General features: G+C 66.9%; 19 protein-coding genes, 3 tRNA genes and 1 rRNA gene. 14 read left to right on the top strand and 9 right to left on the bottom strand.

Annotated features, from left to right (window positions below; all coding sequences use genetic code 11):
• The first annotated feature begins 53 nt into the window (after positions 1–53).
• Together CyaNS01_RS11780 and psbM are read left to right on the top strand one after the other, a co-directional pair.
• The gene (locus CyaNS01_RS11780; RefSeq protein WP_186697226.1) at positions 54–560 is read left to right on the top strand and encodes a 2Fe-2S iron-sulfur cluster-binding protein; all 507 of its coding nucleotides are present in this window, start codon (positions 54–56) and stop codon (positions 558–560) included.
• Between the two features lie 49 nt (positions 561–609).
• Positions 610–717, top strand: a complete 108-nt coding sequence (psbM, locus tag CyaNS01_RS11775) for a photosystem II reaction center protein PsbM (protein WP_043368765.1) — start codon at positions 610–612, stop codon at positions 715–717.
• Between the two features lie 51 nt (positions 718–768).
• Here psbM and CyaNS01_RS11770 read toward each other — a convergent pair whose 3' ends face one another.
• Positions 769–1,614: a universal stress protein gene (locus tag CyaNS01_RS11770; RefSeq protein WP_186697225.1), complete on the bottom strand. Its 846-nt coding sequence runs from the start codon at positions 1,612–1,614 to the stop codon at positions 769–771.
• 60 nt (positions 1,615–1,674) lie between these two features.
• On the opposite strand from CyaNS01_RS11770, the gene CyaNS01_RS11765 reads away from it, so the two are divergent.
• The 7 genes from CyaNS01_RS11765 to CyaNS01_RS11735 all read left to right on the top strand — a co-directional run bounded on the left by CyaNS01_RS11765 (position 1,675) and on the right by CyaNS01_RS11735 (position 7,026).
• Positions 1,675–2,127, top strand: a complete 453-nt coding sequence (locus CyaNS01_RS11765; protein ID WP_186697224.1) for an acyl-CoA thioesterase — start codon at positions 1,675–1,677, stop codon at positions 2,125–2,127.
• A 216-nt stretch (positions 2,128–2,343) separates the two neighbouring features.
• Entirely contained in the window at positions 2,344–3,414 is a 1,071-nt protein-coding gene (locus CyaNS01_RS11760; RefSeq protein ID WP_225875667.1) for a DNA-processing protein DprA, read from the top strand.
• Positions 3,415–3,423: 9 nt separating this feature from the next.
• Positions 3,424–4,344, top strand: coding sequence for a peptide chain release factor N(5)-glutamine methyltransferase (gene prmC, locus CyaNS01_RS11755; protein ID WP_370561528.1), 921 nt, complete (start codon positions 3,424–3,426; stop codon positions 4,342–4,344).
• Entirely contained in the window at positions 4,341–4,964 is a 624-nt protein-coding gene (locus tag CyaNS01_RS11750; RefSeq protein ID WP_186697222.1) for an L-threonylcarbamoyladenylate synthase, read from the top strand. Before prmC ends, CyaNS01_RS11750 begins: the two co-directional genes overlap by 4 nt.
• A 10-nt stretch (positions 4,965–4,974) precedes the next feature.
• Positions 4,975–5,130, top strand: coding sequence for a hypothetical protein (locus CyaNS01_RS11745; protein ID WP_186697221.1), 156 nt, complete (start codon positions 4,975–4,977; stop codon positions 5,128–5,130).
• A 34-nt stretch (positions 5,131–5,164) separates the two neighbouring features.
• Positions 5,165–6,430 carry a family 10 glycosylhydrolase gene (locus tag CyaNS01_RS11740; RefSeq protein WP_225875666.1) on the top strand — a complete coding sequence of 422 codons (1,266 nt, stop codon included), beginning with the start codon at positions 5,165–5,167 and terminating at the stop codon, positions 6,428–6,430.
• Positions 6,431–6,456: 26 nt separating this feature from the next.
• On the top strand, positions 6,457–7,026 hold the full coding sequence (locus CyaNS01_RS11735; protein ID WP_186697220.1) for a hypothetical protein: 570 nt from the start codon (positions 6,457–6,459) through the stop codon (positions 7,024–7,026).
• A gap of 40 nt (positions 7,027–7,066) precedes the next feature.
• Here the strand turns inward: CyaNS01_RS11735 and CyaNS01_RS11730 are convergent.
• The 7 genes from CyaNS01_RS11730 to ctpZ all read right to left on the bottom strand — a co-directional run bounded on the left by CyaNS01_RS11730 (position 7,067) and on the right by ctpZ (position 11,916).
• A tRNA-Thr gene (locus CyaNS01_RS11730) sits at positions 7,067–7,138 on the bottom strand.
• 73 nt (positions 7,139–7,211) lie between these two features.
• Positions 7,212–7,421: a response regulator transcription factor gene (locus CyaNS01_RS11725; protein ID WP_186697219.1), complete on the bottom strand. Its 210-nt coding sequence runs from the start codon at positions 7,419–7,421 to the stop codon at positions 7,212–7,214.
• 59 nt (positions 7,422–7,480) lie between these two features.
• Positions 7,481–7,798, bottom strand: a complete 318-nt coding sequence (gene minE, locus CyaNS01_RS11720) for a cell division topological specificity factor MinE (protein ID WP_186697218.1) — start codon at positions 7,796–7,798, stop codon at positions 7,481–7,483.
• Between the two features lie 4 nt (positions 7,799–7,802).
• Complete coding sequence (gene minD / locus CyaNS01_RS11715) at positions 7,803–8,621, bottom strand: septum site-determining protein MinD (protein WP_186697217.1); 819 nt, start codon at positions 8,619–8,621, stop codon at positions 7,803–7,805.
• Positions 8,622–8,705: 84 nt separating this feature from the next.
• Entirely contained in the window at positions 8,706–9,431 is a 726-nt protein-coding gene (gene minC / locus CyaNS01_RS11710; RefSeq protein ID WP_186697216.1) for a septum site-determining protein MinC, read from the bottom strand.
• Positions 9,431–10,672 (bottom strand): HD domain-containing protein, encoded by a 1,242-nt coding sequence (locus tag CyaNS01_RS11705; protein ID WP_186697215.1) that lies wholly within the window; start codon positions 10,670–10,672, stop codon positions 9,431–9,433. Before CyaNS01_RS11705 ends, minC begins: the two co-directional genes overlap by 1 nt.
• On the bottom strand, positions 10,669–11,916 hold the full coding sequence (ctpZ, locus tag CyaNS01_RS11700) for a carboxyl-terminal processing protease CtpZ (protein WP_370561843.1): 1,248 nt from the start codon (positions 11,914–11,916) through the stop codon (positions 10,669–10,671). The genes CyaNS01_RS11705 and ctpZ overlap by 4 nt, the downstream gene beginning before the upstream one ends.
• 116 nt (positions 11,917–12,032) lie before the next feature.
• Between ctpZ and petB the strand changes: the two genes are divergently transcribed.
• The gene (gene petB, locus CyaNS01_RS11695) at positions 12,033–12,704 is read left to right on the top strand and encodes a cytochrome b6 (RefSeq protein WP_186697214.1); all 672 of its coding nucleotides are present in this window, start codon (positions 12,033–12,035) and stop codon (positions 12,702–12,704) included.
• An 84-nt stretch (positions 12,705–12,788) separates the two neighbouring features.
• Positions 12,789–13,271: a cytochrome b6-f complex subunit IV gene (gene petD, locus CyaNS01_RS11690; RefSeq protein WP_186697213.1), complete on the top strand. Its 483-nt coding sequence runs from the start codon at positions 12,789–12,791 to the stop codon at positions 13,269–13,271.
• A gap of 94 nt (positions 13,272–13,365) precedes the next feature.
• Here the strand turns inward: petD and CyaNS01_RS11685 are convergent, their stop codons facing one another.
• Positions 13,366–14,829 (bottom strand): glycoside hydrolase 100 family protein, encoded by a 1,464-nt coding sequence (locus CyaNS01_RS11685; RefSeq protein WP_186697212.1) that lies wholly within the window; start codon positions 14,827–14,829, stop codon positions 13,366–13,368.
• Positions 14,830–15,650: 821 nt separating this feature from the next.
• Here CyaNS01_RS11685 and CyaNS01_RS11680 point away from each other — a divergent pair.
• From CyaNS01_RS11680 to CyaNS01_RS11670, 3 genes are all read left to right on the top strand, one after another.
• A 16S ribosomal RNA gene (locus CyaNS01_RS11680) occupies positions 15,651–17,136 on the top strand.
• Between the two features lie 331 nt (positions 17,137–17,467).
• Positions 17,468–17,541 (top strand) — tRNA-Ile (locus tag CyaNS01_RS11675).
• 9 nt (positions 17,542–17,550) lie between these two features.
• A tRNA-Ala gene (locus CyaNS01_RS11670) sits at positions 17,551–17,623 on the top strand.
• The last annotated feature ends 179 nt before the right edge of the window (positions 17,624–17,802 follow it).

Below are 17,802 nucleotides of genomic sequence, written 5' to 3'. Positions count from 1 at the left end.
GGTTACGGACCGCAACGGCGCGGCCCAGAATGGGGCCTGCTGCGCCAGCTCTGATGCCCGTGATCCGGTTCCTGCGAGAGGAGCGTGATGTGGAGTGCTACCCGGGCGAGAACCTCCGGGAGGTGGCTTTGCGCGAAGGGGTTCAGCTCTACGGGCTCAAGGGTGCCCTGGGCAACTGTGGTGGCTGCGGCCAGTGCATCACCTGCTTCGTGGAAGTCCCCGAGGGCCAGGCAACTCAGGCCCTCACGGGGCGCACCCCGGTGGAAGACCAGAAGCTCAAGCGCCGCCCGGGCAACTGGCGGCTGGCCTGCCAGACCCTGGTGCAGCAGTCGTTGGTGGTGATCACCCGGCCCCAGGTGGGTCTGGCCGACAAGGACCGCCGCCAGGCGGCCGCCATGGCCTCACCGCTGCCGCCTGGACCCACGACCTGGCCCGAGCCCCCTGCCGCCAGCCAGAAGGAGGCCGGCCCCGATCCGAAGCCCGATGCAGTGGACGTCGCCGCCGCAGACGCCGCCGACCTGGGCGCGGATCGCGGTGCAACGGCCGGTGAAGGCCCCTGAGAGGGGCCCGATCGCCGGTGATACCCTCCGGTGAAACCTCAGCTCATCCATGGAAACCAACGATCTCGGCTTTGTTGCCAGCCTGATGTTCGTGTTGGTTCCCACCGTGTTCCTGCTGGTGCTCTACATCCAGACCAGCAGCCGTCAGCGCGGCTGAACCTCCCGACTGCTGTCCTCAGGCCCCGCATGCCAACGGGGCCCTCAGCACTTATCCCTGTTCCGGCTCCCGCACCAGCAGCACCGGTGCCGGTGCATGCACCCGGATGTAATCGCTCACGGAGCTGCCCAGCAGACGGTCGAGATCCACCAGAGCCTTGGCCACCACGGGGCGTCGATCCTGGGAGGCGATCACCACCAGATCGGCCTTGATGTCCTCGGCGGCGCTGCACACGGTGCGCCCCACGTCGCCGGTGCGATGCAGCGGTTGAAGCGTCACCCCCAGGCCCCGGGCCCGTTGTACGGCCCTATCCAGCACCTCATCGGCAGGTGAGCGCCCCCCCCGCGACGGGGTCAGATCCTGGCGGGTGACATGCACTCCGGTGAGGCTGCCGCCGGGAATCTCCCGCACCAGTTCGCAGGCCAGCTTGAGGGCGTCGTCGCCCACGCCGGTGCCATCGATGGCCACCAGAAGCTTGTTCACATGGCGCACGTAGAGGTCGTCGCGCACCAGCAGCATCGGCCTGGTCGAGAGCTGGAACACGTACTGGCTGGCGCTGTTGCTGAGGATCGACTGCAGCCGGCTCAGGCCCCTCGACCCCATCACGATCAGATCGGCGTTGAGCTCCTCGGCCACCAGCAGCACGGTCTGTTTGGTGTCCCCCTGGCGAATGATCGTGTTCACTTCGCTGGGGTCAAGCTGCAGCCGGCCCACGGCGGCGGCCACGATGCCGGCGGCCTCCTGCCAGTGCTCCTGGAAATTGGCTCCCGCCTGCTCCGGCACCACGTGCAGGAGGTTGAGGCGTGCCTGGCGTACCACGGGGATGTCGCGGAGCATCCGCACCATTTCCTCGACGTGGCCTTTGCCGGAATCGGCGATCAGAACGTTGCGAAACACGGGTGCTGCGGTGGGCTTTCAGGCAGCCTATGGCGGTTTGCCGAGCACGAGGCTGCCGCCATGCAGACCTTGATAGAGCCCAACGCCTGGGTGCTCCAGCGCCGGGTTCTGCCCCAGCACACCGACCATGCCGGCGTGATGTGGCATGGCGCCTACGTGGCCTGGCTGGAGGAGGCGCGGGTGGAGGCCCTGGTGGCGGCTGGCCTGGCCTACAGCGCCCTCGCGGCCCGTGGCCTGGAACTGCCGGTGGTGGCCCTCTCGATCGATTACCGCCAGGCCCTGCGGCACGGCGACAGCGTCCAGCTGGCCAGTGTGGTGGAGGCGCGCCGAGGCGTGCGGATCCCCTGGCGCAGCTGGTTCCTGGCCCCTGATGGGAGGGTGGCGGCCACAGCCGCAGTGGAGCTGGTGTTGGTGGATGGGGCCGCGGGTCTGGCGCGGCGTGTGTGCCGCGGCCTGCCAGCCGATCTGGAGGTGGCGCTGGCGGCCCTGCGGCGAGGGCCGCCAGCGACCTGAGGGCCTAGCATTGGTACAGATGTACTGATCGTCATGGGAACGCTGGCCCGGTTGCCGCTTGGGCGCTCCGGCGAGGGTTCGCCATCGCGGCTGGGATCGCCCTCGCGGCAAGGATCGCCCTCGCAGCAAGGTCTTAGGGAGTGCCTGCGAGGGGCTCGGGCCCTGGAGTCTTGCCGGGCAGAGCCGGCCTGGGGGCAGGCGCGACGGCGCTGGTGGTTGCTGTGGGCCTCATGCCCTGGCGTCGGCTGGGTGCGGCTGCGGGCGATCGAGGCGAGATTCGGCACCCTGGCCAGGGCCTGGGAGGCTCCAGCCGCCGCCTTTGCCGCGATGCCGGGGATGGGGGAGGCCTGGCTGGCCGGCCTGGAGGCGTTCCGGCGGCGCTGGGGGGCTGATCCGCTGGAGAGCGGGCGTCTGCCAGCAGACCACAGGCTGCTGGTGCCGGGTGACCCCAGCTATCCGGAGGCGATGACGCAGCTGGAGCGCCCCCCGCTGGCGCTCCACTGGCGCGGGCGGGGCTCGCTCTGGCCTTGGCTCGCCAGGCGCCAGGGGGTGGCGGTGCTCGGCACGCGGCGGCCATCGCGCCATGGCCTGGCGATGGCCGAAGCCCTGGGGGCTGCGTTGGCGCGGGCGGGCTGGCCCGTGGTGAGCGGGCTGGCGGAGGGCATCGATGCGGCGGCCCACCGGGGATGTCTGGCCGCAGGAGGCCTGCCGGTGGGGGTGCTGGGCACGCCGCTGGAGCGGGTCTACCCCCGCCACCACGGCGCCCTGCAGGGCCAGGTGGCGGCCCAGGGCCTGCTGCTGAGCGAGCAGCCTCCAGGAGCCGCTGTGCAGCGTGGTCACTTCGCCGCCCGCAATCGCCTCCAGGTGGCTCTCGCCAGGGCCGTGGTGCTGGTGGAGTGCCCCGAGCCCAGCGGGGCGCTGCACTCGGCGCGGTTGGCCTGGCAGGAGCAGCTGCCGCTGTGGGTGGTGCCCGCCGATGCCGCACGGCTCTCGGCCCGGGGCAGCAACCGCCTGCTCAGCCAGGGAGCCTCGGCCCTGCTCGAACCCGCCGACCTGATCCGCCAGCTGGGCCCTGGCCCGGCAGGGGGGTCGGCTGGGCCCCGCGGGGTCGCCTCCCAGGCCCACCCCGAGGCGGCGCTGCTGCAAGCCCTGGAGGGAGGGGCCTCCCTGGAGCAGCTCTGCCTCACGTTTGACCAGAGCGCCGCCCAGCTCGCCGCTCGGCTGCTCAGCCTCGAGCTGGCCGGTGTGGTGCGCGCCGAGCCAGGCCTCCACTGGCGCCGCCTTTAGGCTGGGGCCATGCTGCGCGGCCTTGCCACTCAGAGCCCCTCCCGCCAGCAGCCCATGGGTGCGCGCTCCTGGTCGGCCCACGACCTGCTCTCCTGGCGCCGCCGCTGTCTGGCCCAGGGAGGCCGCAGGGCCGATTTCGACTGGCTGCTGGATCTGGCTGGCGGTCTGCCCTGGCGCGAACTGCAGCGCCTGCATCTGGATCCGGCCCGTCCCGTGCAGCTGGTCTGCCCGGTGGCCAGCCTCGAAGCGCTGTGGCAGCGCCATCTGGCTGGCGGTGAGCCTCTGCAATACCTCCTGGGCCTCTGCCCCTGGCGCGACCTGGAGCTGAAGGTGGGGCCAGGTGTGCTCATCCCCCGCCAGGAGACGGAGCTCCTGGTGGAGCTGGCTGGGGGGCTGGCCGCCGCTCCGCCGGCCCTCTGGGCTGATCTCGGCACGGGCTCCGGTTGCCTGGCTGCGGCGCTGGCGGGCCTCTGGCCTGGCTCCAGCGGTCTGGCCGTGGACCTCAGCCCAGAGGCGCTGCAGCAGGCCGAAGCCAACCTCAAAACCGTGGGGGCGCAGCCCAGGGTGAGGTTGCTGCAGGGCCATTGGTGGGATCCCCTGCAGCCGTGGTGGGGCGCCCTGGGCCTGGTGCTGGCCAACCCGCCCTACATCCCCAGCGCCGTGTGGGCCGGCCTCGAACCTGGGGTGCGCGATCACGAGCCCCGCCTGGCCCTCGACGGCGGCCCTGATGGTCTCGGGTCCCTCCGCACCATCGCCCGGGGGGGCGCTCAGGCCCTCGCCCCCGGCGGCGTCCTGGTGCTGGAGCACCACCATGACCAGAGCGGGGCGGTGCTGGGGCTGCTCCGCCAGGCGGGTCTGCAGCAGGTGCAGGCCCACCGGGATCTGGAGGGGGTGCTGCGCTTTGCCTCCGCCCGGAGGCCACTCCCATGACCTCAGCGCCCCTGCAGCACCAGGTCTGTCCCCCCCACGAACTGGCCGCCCGGTTGCTGGCCGGCGAGGCAGGGCTGATGCCAACCGACACCCTGCCGGCGCTGGCGGCCCTGCCCCGCCATGCCGCTCAGATCTGGGAGCTGAAGCGACGTCCCCAGGAGAAGCCCCTGATTCTGATGGGGGCCGGCATCGAGCAGCTTCAGCCGCTGCTGGGGCTGCCCTGGAAGCCGGAGTGGCTGGCCCTGGCCGGCCGCGGCTGGCCCGGTGCCCTCACCCTGGTGCTGCCGGCTCAGGGGCCGCTGGCCGAGGCCCTCAACCCCGGCCGCGGCAGCCTGGGTCTGCGCATCCCGGCCTGTGCTGCGGCCCGGGAGCTGTTGCAGCTCACCGGCCCGCTGGCCACCACGAGTGCCAACCCCTCCGGTGAGCCTGCCGCCACCACGGCGGTCGAAGCTGCCGCCTTCTTTCCGCAGCTGGCCCTGCTGGGCCCGCTGCCCTGGCCGCCGGCCAGCGGGCAGGCCAGCACCGTTCTGGCCTGGGAGGGTGCCGGAGGATGGCAGCTGCTGCGCTCCGGCGCGGTGCCGTTCCCGCTGCCCACGCCCTCCTCTCTGCCCTCCGCCTGAACGACTCCCCATGGCCGCCCTTCTCGTGCTCGTGGCGCTCACCATGGGGCTCTACAACTGGCTGAGCACCCCGCTCAACGGCCTGCTCAGCGGCCTCTTTCAGGCTGGTTGGCTGCCATTACTGCCAGCTCTGGTGCTGATCTGGCTCCTGGCTGGGAAGCGCTGAACGGGTTTAGGTTCTGGCCTGCTGCCCAGGCCCATTGCGTCGTCCCGTCCGGTTCCTGGCCGTGCTTCTGGCCCTGCTCACCTGGGGGCTGACTCTGCTGGGCCATGGCAGCGCTCTGGCGGTGCGCGCCCAGAACACCGGCACCGGAACTGAGCTGCGGGGCGTGTGGCTCACCGCCAACGACATGCCGGTGCTGCGCGATCGCCAGCGGATGACGGAGGCCGTTTCCCAGCTGGCGACCCTCCAGTTCAACACCCTCTATCCAGTGGTCTGGAACGGTGCCATCGCCTACTACCCCAGCCAGGTGGTGCAGGAGCGCCAGCTGCAGACCTTCACCTACCTGGGGCTCCAGGGCCAGGACGTGCTGGGCGAGCTGATTGCCGAGGGCAAGCGGCAGGGGCTCCTGGTGATTCCCTGGTTCGAATTCGGCTTCATGGCCCCCAAGGATTCGGTGCTGGCCCGCCGCCACCCCGACTGGCTCACCCGCAAGCAGGACGGCGGCATGACCTCGATCAGCGCCGCGGGGGAGGTGGCCTGGCTCAATCCCTTCCGGCCTGAGGTGCAGCAGCTGATCACCGACCTGGTGGTGGAGGTGGTGGGTCGCTACGGCGCCGATGGCATTCAGTTCGACGACCACATGAGCCTGCCGAAGGACTTCGGCTACGACCCCTTCACCCTGGCGCTCTACCGCAAGGAAACGGGCCGAGCCGCTCCGGCTAATCCGGCTGACGGGGCCTGGGTGAAGTGGCGCGCCGACAAGATCACCGCCTTCATGGAGCGGCTCACCAAGGAGGTGAGGCGGGTGCGGCCCGGGGCTGTGATCTCGGTGTCGCCGAACTACTACGCCTTTGCCTACAAGCTGCAGCTGCAGGACTGGCTCGCCTGGGTGCGCCGGGGGCTGGTGGATGAGCTGCTGGTGCAGATCTACCGCCCGGACCTGGAGGACTACCTGCCCCATCTGGGGAGGGCGGAGGTGATCGAGGCCAGGGCCAAGATTCCCACGGCAATCGCGATCATGAGCGGCCAGCGCAACCGCCCGGCCCCCCTGCCTCTGCTGGGGGAGAAGGTGCGGGCCAACCGCAGCCAGGGCCTCGGGGTGGCCTTCTTCTATTTCGAGAGCCTCTGGAATCTGGGGCCCGAGTCTCCCGAGCAGCGCAAGGCCGAGCTGGGGCGCTGGTTTGCCGCGCCGGCGCCGCGCCGGACTGCCGCTGCCCCCAGCCCTCAGCCAGCCCCGCCCCCCCCTAGGCGGCTGCCCGCACCGCCACCTCCACTACCCAGCCTTCCCTCGGCCTCAGGTTGAATGCGCCCAGCTGCCCTTGAGCCCCCATGCCTGATGCCGTTGATGATGCCCAGTGGTTCAAGGTGCTGCTGGCGCTGCGGTGGCCCTGTGCGGTGGTGGCCTCCTCCGCCGTGCTTGGCGGGGTGCTCCTGCACGTGCTGAGCAAACCGATTCCGATCCGGATCGCCCTGCCCCCCGATCAGCCCCTGCCCGTGCGGGCCGAGGTGAAGGAGCTGGCCCAACCGATCCGGGTGGAGCAGCTCAATGAAGCGATTGAGATCAGGGCTCAGGAGGTGCTCACGGTGCGGGGTTCCGTGGGCATCGACACCAAGGCCCCCATTCCGATCAGCGGCGAACCGCGCGTGGTGGTGACCAACCCCGTGGAGGTGAAGGCGAGCGCGCCCCTGGCGGTGCAGGGCAACGTGGCTGTGAAGGCGGCTGAACCCCTGCCGGTTCAGGCCTCGGTGGATGTGAGTGCCTCCGAGCCGTTGCCCGTGAAGGGTTCTGTGGAGGTGGACACTCCCAACCCGCTCCAGGTGACCACCGAGGTGACCCTCGACACCGATGAGGACCCGATCCAGGTGCAGGTGAAGGAAGGTCTGTTGGGGATCTTCTGAACAGGTGAAGGCCCAGCCCTGCCCCGCCAAGGAAGCTGGAAGCCGGCTAACGGATTTGAACCGATGACCTTCGCTTTACAAAAGCGCTGCTCTACCGCTGAGCTAAGCCGGCATGGCGTCACGACCGGATGGCCTGACCAGGCTGAAGTTACACGGGGGCAGTGGCCATTCCGGGGTGGCCAGCCTCAGCTGCTGCTGAGGGCCCAGATCAGCAGCTGGGTGCGGCTGCGGCAGCCGCTCTTGGCCAGCAGGTGGGAGATGTGGCTCTCCACCGTGCGCACGCTCAGCACCAGGGCGGCGGCAATCTCCCGGTTGCTGTAGCCGCGACACAGCAGGCCCAGCACCTTCGACTCAGCGGGGGTTGGCGGCGTCAGCTGTGCATTGAGGGAAACCATGGCCAGGCGCCATCCGGAGCTGTTGATGGCTCAGGATTGCCACAGGCCCGGCGGATCGCTCAGGAGGGCGTTTCGGCGCTCGGCACGGGGCTGTCGGTGGGGGATGGCAGGGGCACTGAGCGGGTGCCCTTGATCGGCAGATTGGCCACCAGCGCTGTGACCCGGTCTTCGGTTTCGAGGCTCACATCCCCTTCGCTCATGTCGATCTCCACGTAGCGGCTCACCACGTCGAGGATTTCACGCCGCATCTGCTGCAGCAGTTCCGGGTTGAGGTCGCTGCGGTCGTGGGCGAGCACGAGTTGGAGGCGCTGCCGTGCCGTGGGGGCACTGGCCGGTTCCCGACCCAGCAGCTTGTTGATCAGATCGCGCAGGGTCATCGGCTCAGAAGATCTTGGTTTGCATCAGGCGGCCGATCCGGGCCCTCAGACCCTGGCGTTCCTTGGCGGGGTCGATCAGCGGCACGTCTTCCCCCTGCAGGCGCCGGGCGATGTTGCTGTAGGCCCTGGCGGCCGGCGAGAGGTTGTCGCTGAGGGTGAGCGGCTCGCCCCGGTTGGTGGACACGATCACCTGTTCGTCCTCCAGCACCAGCCCCAGCAGCGGCAGGGCCAGGATGTCGGTCACGTCGTCCACCGCCAGCATCTCCTGGCTGGCCATCATCTTCGGCCGCACCCGGTTGAGCACCAGTTGGGTGGGCTTGACGCCCTCGGAGTTGAGCAGGCCGATCACGCGGTCGGCGTCCCGCACCGCCGACACCTCCGGCGTGGTGATCACGATGGCCTCCCGAGCAGCGGCCATGGCGTTGCGGAAGCCACCTTCGATGCCAGCTGGGGCGTCGATCAGCACGTAGTCGGCGGTTTCGCCCACCATGGCGCCGATCGCCTGCATGTCTTCGGGCTTGAGCCACTCGAGCATGCGGGGGTCGCCGGCCGGCAGCAGGGCCAGGTTCGGCTGCAGCTTGTGCTTCACCAGGGCCTGCTCCAGTCGGCAGCGCTCGGAGAGCACGTCCTGGGCGGTGTAGATGATCCGGTTTTCGAGACCGAGCAGCAGATCCAGGTTGCGCAGGCCGAAATCGGCATCGAGCACCGCTGTCCGGGCACCGAGCTTGGCCAGGGCAATGCCGAGGTTGGCGGTGAGGGTGGTTTTGCCCACTCCCCCCTTGCCGGAGCAGATCAGGATGAAGCGAGTCGACGCAGCTGGCACGGCAGTGGCTGAGATCGAGGCAGGCTAAGGCCAAAGACGCCGTTCACCCGAAGCCCGCCCTCCGGAATCCAACGCCTTCAGGGTTCAGGCGTTCAGGGGCCACTGGGGTGGCGCCGGCTCGAGCCGGATCACGCCCCCCACCAGCCGGGCCTGCTCGGCCAGTCCCTCCGGGGGGGGCTCCTCGGGCCCCCGGGCCACGGCGCCGGCGATGCGCAGCTGCAGGGGCCGCAGCTGCAGGGCCACGATCCTGGTGCCCCCATCGCCGCCCGTTCCGGCATGGGCCAGGCCGCGCAGGCGGCCCCACACGAGCACGTGGCCGCCGGCACTGAGCCGGGCCCCGGGGTTCACATCCCCCAGCACCAGAAGCGAACCTGCTGCCTGCAGGTGATCGCCGGAGCGCACGGTGCCGCGGTGCACCACCAGTTCGCCTGCCCGTCCCCCGGGCATGGGGCTGTCCGGGCTGGAGCTGCTGGCCGCGCCAGGCCAGGGCGGCCGGGCCTCGAGCCCCAGTGCGGCCGCAGCCACCAGGGTGTGGGGGTTGGTGCTCTGCACGTTCTCCAGCCACAGATCGTGCTGGAGCAGCAGCTCCTGGAGGGCCCGCAGTCCCCGCGCCGTGAGCGGCCAGCCATTCGCCTCGAGTGCTACGGGGCCTGGCCTGGGTGGCCCCTGGAGCAACCCAGCGCTCTCGAGGGCCCGCCTCGCCAGCTCCTGTGCTGAGGCCGCTTGCCCGGTCGGCGGCAACACCAGCCGGTGGCTGCCGCCCCCTGAGCTGCCGGGAAGGAACAGGGCGCCGAGGGCCGGAGCGCTCATCAGGAGTCGAGGAACCGGCGCAACTTAGACGCCACCTCGGCAGGGTGGATCAGCCAGGCCAGCTGCACCGGCTCGCTGAGGCTGTGCACCAGGGGCGAGCGCTGCTCCAGGGCCTGCAGCGTGCGGCCATCCCACAGCCGCAGCCCGCCGGCATAGGGGTGGTAGCCGCGGGTCTGGCGCTGCTCCAGGGCGCAGCAGCCATCAGGATCGAAGCCCGCTTGGCTGGCCAGCGTTCTGGCCTGGGCCAGCAGTTCCAGCTGGCTGCCCCGGTCCCGGCTGGCCACATCGGTGGCCTTCAGCAGCCGCCGCTCCAGCAGCCGCCGGCAGGGGTCGGCCAGCTCCTTGGGTCCCTCCTCCTGCCAGCGCTCCAGGTGGTAGCCGGTGCGGATGTCGTCGTTGGCCAGAAAGGAGGCGAGATCGAGGCTGCCCCGCTCCCACAGCCAGCGGCCCATCACGGCATCGGCCCACACCCGCCCCGGACCCAGCTGGCGGGCCACGCTGATCAGCCGCCGCAGCAGCCAGTTGCACACCACGTTGAGCCGGTGGTTGTACACGCTGCGGTACATCAGGTTGCGCACCACCAGGTAGTGCTCCACGGCCATCAACCCCTTCGGCTGCACGGCCAGGGCGCCGTCCGGGGCCAGGGTGAGGGCCGCCAGGATCCGCTGCAGATCGAGGCGCCCGTAGCTGGCTCCCGTGCTGTAGCCGTCGCGCTGCAGGTAGTCGAGCCGGTCGCAGTCGAGCTGGCTGCTCACCAGGGCCTTGATGGCCTGCACCGGGTAGCGGCCATGCTCCAGCAGGTCGGCCACGGCATCGGCGCAACCCTCGGCATGGCTCTCCAGCAGGCCGCGCAGCTGCGGGTGCTCCCGCACCAGCCGCCCTGACCAGGCCTCGTGGTTGAGTCCATACATCTCCTCGCCGGAGTGGCTCAGGGGGCCGTGGCCCACGTCATGCAACAGGGCGGCTGCGTAGAGCACCCCCCGGTGCTCCAGCAGCTCGGGGTGATGGGGGGCCAGCTGGGCCAGGGCCAGTCGCGCCAGGTGGAGCACCCCGAGCGAGTGGGTGAAGCGGCTGAACTCGGCCCCATGGAAGGTGAGATAGGCCGGCCCCAGCTGCCGGATCCGCCGCAGCCGTTGAAAGGGGGCTGTGTCGATCAGGGCGATGGCGAGGGCCTCGGCGGGGTCGCTGCGCTCCAGCCGGATCGCCCCATGCAGAGGATCGTGGTAGGTGCGGCCGCTCATGCCGGGGCCTGGGCCGGGGTGAGTTGCTTCAGCAGCAGGTCGGAGGCCTGATCGAGCCAGGCGTCGCTCTCGCCGCCGGGGTTGAGGGGCTCAGGCGGAGCCAGGGGATAGTCGGGTTCGATGCCCTGGTTCTGAATGTCGCGGCCACTGGGGGTGAGGTAGCGCGCCACGGTCACCGCCAGGCCGCTGCTGTCCCCGAGGGAGAGCAGGCTCTGAATCAGGCCCTTGCCGAAGGTGCGGCTGCCGGCCAGTTCGCTGCGGCCGTTGTCCTGCAGGGCTCCGGCCAGGATCTCGCTGGCGCTGGCGGTGCCGCCGTTCACCAGGGTGATCATCGGGCCGTCGAAGAGTTCGCCAGGGCCTGAGCGCACGGGCGAGCTCAGCCCGTTGCGGTCTTCCGTCTCCACGATCGGGCGGCTGTCGAGCAGTTGGTTGGCCACGGCCAGTCCGGCGCTCACCAGCCCGCCGGAGTTGTTGCGCAGGTCGAGGATCAGCCCTTCGATGTCCTGGTCCACCAGGTCGGTGAGGGCCTGGTGCACCTGCTCGGGCACCGGCTCGGCGAACTGGGTGATGCGCAGATAGCCCACCGTGTGCCCCTCCAGCCGCAGGCGCCGGCTGCGCACCGGCCGCAGGTTCACCTGCCGCCGCTCCAGCGCCACTTCCTGGGGTTGCCCCTGCCGCGCCACCTGCAGCAACACCTGGCTGCCGGCGGAGCCCCTCAGGGCCGCGGCGGTGCCCTCCAGCCCGAGGCTCGCCGTGGGCTGGCCATCCACCGCCAGCAGTTCCATGCCACTGGCCAGGGCCGCCTCGGCGGCGGGGGAATCGTCGAGGGGGGCGATCACCACCACCCGCTGGTCGCCGTCCCGCAGGCCGATCTGGAGGCCCACGCCGGTCACGCTGCCCTGGGTGCTGGAGCGCAGATTGGCGTAGTCCTCCGGGCGCAGCAGACGGGTGTAGGGGTCCCCCAGGGGCGCCAGCATGGCCTCGATCGCTGCATAGGCATCGTCGGAGCTCACGATCGAGCGCTCCAGCGCTTTCTGGCGCAGCCGGCGCCAGCGCACCGCCTCAAAGCGCTGGGGCTCCACGTAGCTCTGGTTCACGAGCCGCCAGGCCTCCACCACCAGCTGCTGGGCGTCGCTGAGGGCGATGGCCGGGGCCGGGGCCCAGAGCAGGCTCGCGCTCAGCAGCCAGGCCAGCAGGGTGCTCCAGGCCAGGGGCCTGGCGGCTGCGGAAGGCGGCCTTGGCAACGGGCCAGCGGCCTGCCCTCCCCGCTGGGGATCGGCTGGCAGCACCGGCAGGCGTTCAGCGCTCACGGACTCTCGATGGCGGTGCGTAGACTCTCGCAACCCAACCTCCCAGCTGCATGGCGAACACTCCTGCTGGAAAGTCGTCCCCGGTCTACGACTGGTTCGAGGAGCGTCTTGAAATCCAGGCGATCGCCGACGACATCTCGGCAAAGTACGTGCCCCCGCACGTCAACATTTTTTACTGCTTGGGCGGCATCACGCTGGTGTGCTTCCTGATCCAGTTCGCGACGGGCTTCGCGATGACGTTTTATTACAAGCCCACCGTGGCTGAGGCCTACGCCTCGGTGCAGTACCTCATGAGCGATGTCAGCTTCGGCTGGCTGATCCGCTCGGTGCACCGCTGGAGTGCCTCGATGATGGTTCTGATGCTGATCCTGCACGTGTTCCGCGTCTACCTCACCGGTGGCTTCAAAAGGCCCCGCGAGCTCACCTGGGTCACCGGCGTGACCATGGCCGTGATCACCGTCTCCTTTGGCGTCACCGGCTATTCCCTTCCCTGGGATCAGGTCGGCTACTGGGCCGTCAAGATCGTGAGCGGCGTTCCTGCGGCCGTGCCTGTCGTCGGCGACTTCATGGTGGAGCTGCTGCGTGGTGGTGAGTCCGTGGGCCAGTCCACCCTCACCCGCTTCTACAGCCTGCATACCTTCGTGATGCCCTGGCTCCTGGCGGTGTTCATGCTCATGCACTTCCTGATGATCCGCAAGCAGGGCATCTCCGGCCCGTTGTGACCCTTCGAGACAGCTTGTCTCGCCTGCCTGCCCGGCACCCCTAGCCTCCCCAAACACCAGCGATCCCTGCGAGCGGCACCAGCCATGCACATCCTCAAGAAACCAGATCTCACCGACCCCGCCCTTCGCGCCAAGCTTGCCAAGGGCATGGGTCACAACTACTACGGTGAGCCCGCCTGGCCAAACGATCTCCTCTACATGTTTCCGGTGGTGATCCTCGGAACCATCGGCTGCATCGTGGGGCTGTCGGTGCTTGACCCCGCCATGCTCGCGGACAAGGCCGATCCCTTTGCCACGCCTCTGGAAATCCTGCCTGAGTGGTACCTCTACCCGGTGTTCCAGATCCTGCGGGTGGTGCCCAACAAGTTGCTCGGCATTGCCCTGCAGACGATGATCCCCCTGGGCCTGATGTTGATCCCCTTCATCGAGAGCTTCAACAAGTTCCAGAACCCCTTCCGTCGCCCCGTGGCCATGGCGGTCTTCCTGTTCGGCACGGCTTTCACCATCTACCTAGGCATCGGTGCGGCCCTGCCGATCGACAAGTCCCTCACGCTCGGTCTGTTCTGAACCTCAGCCGGTTTTGAATATCGTTCTCGACAAAGCTTTCGCCCCGTTCAGCTTCTCAGCCGCGACCTGGATCGCGGCTTTTTGCTGGCCATGCTCATCCCTGCCGATGCAGACCGGGCTCCAGATCCAGCAGGGTCACATCCTGGGGTTTGACACGCAGGATGTGGTGCAGGAGCAGGAATCCCACGATCGTCCAGGTCTGGTAGGTGCGGGCCTGCTGGCCTACCCAGGTGCCGGTGGGCCCATCGAAGTATTCAGCCCACTGCTGGCGCGGCAGCTGGTTCAGCTGGCTCCAGTAGCACTCCTCCAGCATGGCCGTCATCTGGCCCATCAGCAGCACATCGGCTTCCGGATGGCGCTCCCCGTGCAGCAGGATCGCGCCTCCCAGGAACCACAGCAGGCAGGGCCAATGCCCCCCGTTGTGGTAGCTCCAGGGCCAGTTCTTGGGGTCTGATCCGGTCTTGTTGCGCCACTCATCGGCCTCCATCGGCGGATGGCAGATGCGCATCGGCATCTGGGCCATCAGATCGGCGCGGTTGTGCAGCACCAGCCGGAACAGGGCCCGTTGCTGTGGTGCCGTGAGCAGGCCGAACATGCAGGCCAGGGAGTTGCCGAGGCTGTAGAAGCGGAAGTCCGGCCGGCCGGTGCGGATGTTGCCGATCAGGTAGCCGCCACGGTTCTCGAGCCAGTCCTGGAGCCAGGGGGGGATCACCTGGGGCTGCACGTTGAATTCGTTTTCGTGCTGATGATCGCCGTACTGCTCCGTGGGGCGACGGCGCAGCACCTGCATGGTCTTGCTGGTCACCCAGTAGTGCTTCAACAGGAACGAGCGCAGATCGTGTTGCCACTGCCGCGTCAGTTCCAGCCGCTGGTCCAGCAGCCGGCTCGTGGAACTCGTCTTGGCCAGCTCCATCAGGTTGCAGCAGCTGCGCAGGCAACCGAACAACAGCACCTCCACCTCCAGGGGGGCGCCCCAGACGTCCATGGGACGGTCAATCATGAAGGCGCAGTCCGGCACAAACAGCACCGGGTTGCCCTCAAAGCTCGGATGCAGCACCAGGTCGAGCAGCAGCTGCACGCCGCGTTGCACCCGCTGGCTCGTGGCGAACTCCACGTCGCGGCTGCGCTTCACATAGAGCCAGCACAGCACGGGCCACCACAGGCTGGCATCCACGGAGGTGATGCGTCCGATCGAGCGCTGGCCATAATCCGCCAGCACCTTCCCCTCTGTTTCCACGAAGCTGGTGGGGAAGACGCCTCGGGTCTGGTAACGGGTGCTCTGCAGGTCGAGGCAGACGCTGAGGAAATTGCGCACGATCTCGTAGCGCCCCTGCAACAGCAGGTACACCATCACCGGCACGTTGTCGCGCAGGAACACTTCGCCGTAGTTGGCTTCGGTGGCTCTGCGGGGGTGCTCCAGGGCCGCCACCGATCCCACCAGCTCGCCGCCCACGCGCACAAGGGTGCGCTCGAAGTGGTCGCGGGCCCGGCTCACCACCGCCTCCTCCCGGGAGCTGGGCCGGACGCGGAGGCGTTCCTGACTGGATTGGGGTGCCATCCAAATGGGGGCGTGGCCCGGAGGCCGGCGTCCTGACCTTAAGCAGCGTGGTGGTGTTGGTCAGCCTTTCGACGCGTTTCCGTAGATCGCCGCCCAGGCCCTGGGCTTGGTCAGCCCAACGCTCGGTGGGGGTGCCGCTAAGCAGGGCAGCAACGCTTGACAGCCTCGGCAACCGGCATGGTATGTTCATGTGCTGCACGCCTGAAGCGGAAGCTGAAGCGGGCAGGCTTACAGAGATGGAAGAGCGCCTGCGAGAGCGGCCCTTCGGTGCTGTAGGTTTCTGTGGTCGCTGCGAGGCGACAGCCACCGAGAGCTTCTGGAAACGGGAGTGGAGGTAGCAGAACCTGGACAACCGAAACGTTTAGGAACTGACGCTTTCACTGCGTCAGTGCTTCTTGAGTGTGTGCTTGCTGAGCTGAGCCTGTGAAAGGGCGAGGTTGAGCGGGGATGGTTAAGGAGTATTGACGAAAGAGCAGTGAAGGTGTGAGGTCCCGTCAAAAGAACAATAGCAACTGGTATTGAGCTGTTGATGATGTGATTGCTTCTCACGAGTGACCATGTTGTTGAAAAGCAGTTTGATACTGGAAGCGAACCGGATCTGAGATCTGGGAAAGTCACCAGGTTGTTATGAACGAGAGTTGATGGCAATCAAGTGCACTCTTTGAAACCATTTTACCGAATGGGGCGAGCGCTTAAGACGATGGCTTGTGGCTGACTGCATGCTTCGGCATGAAGGAAGGCATTGGTAGTTGATTTTAGGAGTGAGCAAGCCGAGTTGATGATGAGCAGGAGAGATCTTGTTTGTTTTAGAGGACCGGTCTACAACGGAGAGTTTGATCCTGGCTCAGGATGAACGCTGGCGGCGTGCTTAACACATGCAAGTCGAACGAGCCTTCGGGCTAGTGGCGGACGGGTGAGTAACGCGTGAGAATCTGCCCTCAGGAGGGGGATAACGGCTGGAAACGGCCGCTAATACCCCATATGCCGCGAGGTGAAATGAGAAATCGCCTGAGGATGAGCTCGCGTCTGATTAGCTAGTTGGTGGGGTAAGAGCCTACCAAGGCATCGATCAGTAGCTGGTCTGAGAGGATGATCAGCCACACTGGGACTGAGACACGGCCCAGACTCCTACGGGAGGCAGCAGTGGGGAATTTTCCGCAATGGGCGCAAGCCTGACGGAGCAACGCCGCGTGAGGGATGAAGGCCTCTGGGCTGTAAACCTCTTTTCTCAAGGAAGAAGAACTGACGGTACTTGAGGAATAAGCCACGGCTAATTCCGTGCCAGCAGCCGCGGTAATACGGGAGTGGCAAGCGTTATCCGGAATTATTGGGCGTAAAGCGTCCGCAGGCGGTCTTGAAAGTCTGTTGTTAAAGCGTGGAGCTCAACTCCATTTCAGCAATGGAAACTAGAAGACTAGAGTGTGGTAGGGGCAGAGGGAATTCCCGGTGTAGCGGTGAAATGCGTAGATATCGGGAAGAACACCAGTGGCGAAGGCGCTCTGCTGGGCCATAACTGACGCTCATGGACGAAAGCCAGGGGAGCGAAAGGGATTAGATACCCCTGTAGTCCTGGCCGTAAACGATGAACACTAGGTGTCGGGGGAATCGACCCCCTCGGTGTCGTAGCCAACGCGTTAAGTGTTCCGCCTGGGGAGTACGCACGCAAGTGTGAAACTCAAAGGAATTGACGGGGGCCCGCACAAGCGGTGGAGTATGTGGTTTAATTCGATGCAACGCGAAGAACCTTACCAGGGTTTGACATCCTGCGAATCTTTTGGAAACAGAAGAGTGCCTTCGGGAGCGCAGAGACAGGTGGTGCATGGCTGTCGTCAGCTCGTGTCGTGAGATGTTGGGTTAAGTCCCGCAACGAGCGCAACCCACGTCTTTAGTTGCCAGCATTGAGTTGGGCACTCTAGAGAGACCGCCGGTGATAAACCGGAGGAAGGTGTGGATGACGTCAAGTCATCATGCCCCTTACATCCTGGGCTACACACGTACTACAATGCTACGGACAGAGGGCAGCAAACTCGCGAGAGCTAGCAAATCCCATAAACCGTGGCTCAGTTCAGATCGTAGGCTGCAACTCGCCTACGTGAAGGAGGAATCGCTAGTAATCGCAGGTCAGCATACTGCGGTGAATACGTTCCCGGGCCTTGTACACACCGCCCGTCACACCATGGAAGTTGGCCATGCCCGAAGTCGTTACTCCAACCCTTGTGGAGGAGGACGCCGAAGGTGGGGCTGATGACTGGGGTGAAGTCGTAACAAGGTAGCCGTACCGGAAGGTGCGGCTGGATCACCTCCTAACAGGGAGACAATAACTGATTATGATGTCTGAGCGCTGAGAACCATCCAGTCTTTGTGGCTGTTGGTAGGAAGCAACTTTTGTCTCAGGCCATGATCCTGTCATCTCGAAGGTCGATCGGTACCTCAAGGAGGCAAGCGCAGAACAGATCCGGCATGCAAGCCAGGTTGTCATCAGGGATCAGCACACCGCAAGGTGAGTTGAGATCAGGTGATGCCTTGGTGGAAGTGTTGTGGTGTGGGAGAGCGTGAAGCCTTTTTCAGTTCCTAAACGTTGTCTAGGTCACCCCCCTGAGGGTAAGCCCAAGCCGGGTGATCGGTTTGGAAATCTCCTGGGCCATTAGCTCAGGTGGTTAGAGCGCACCCCTGATAAGGGTGAGGTCCCTGGTTCAAGTCCAGGATGGCCCATTCATGTCTGGGGGTTTAGCTCAGTTGGTAGAGCGCCTGCTTTGCAAGCAGGATGTCAGCGGTTCGAGTCCGCTAACCTCCATTCAAGTGTAGGTTCTCAGACTAGTTCTCAGATCAATTCTCAGAGTAGTTCTCAGAAACAGGAGATCAGTCCTGAGGGAGACGTGACCAAGACAGTATCGGTAACAAGCCAGTATCGGTAAACCGGTATTGGTGTGAGCCCAAGCGCGACTCCAGCCTCATGCCTCCATCGTTTCAGGT

This window comes from Cyanobium sp. NS01, assembly GCF_014280235.1.
GTDB lineage: Bacteria > Cyanobacteriota > Cyanobacteriia > PCC-6307 > Cyanobiaceae > NIES-981.
The sequence above is the reverse complement of the archived record's forward strand: the minus strand, read 5'-3'. Positions and strand labels throughout refer to the sequence as shown.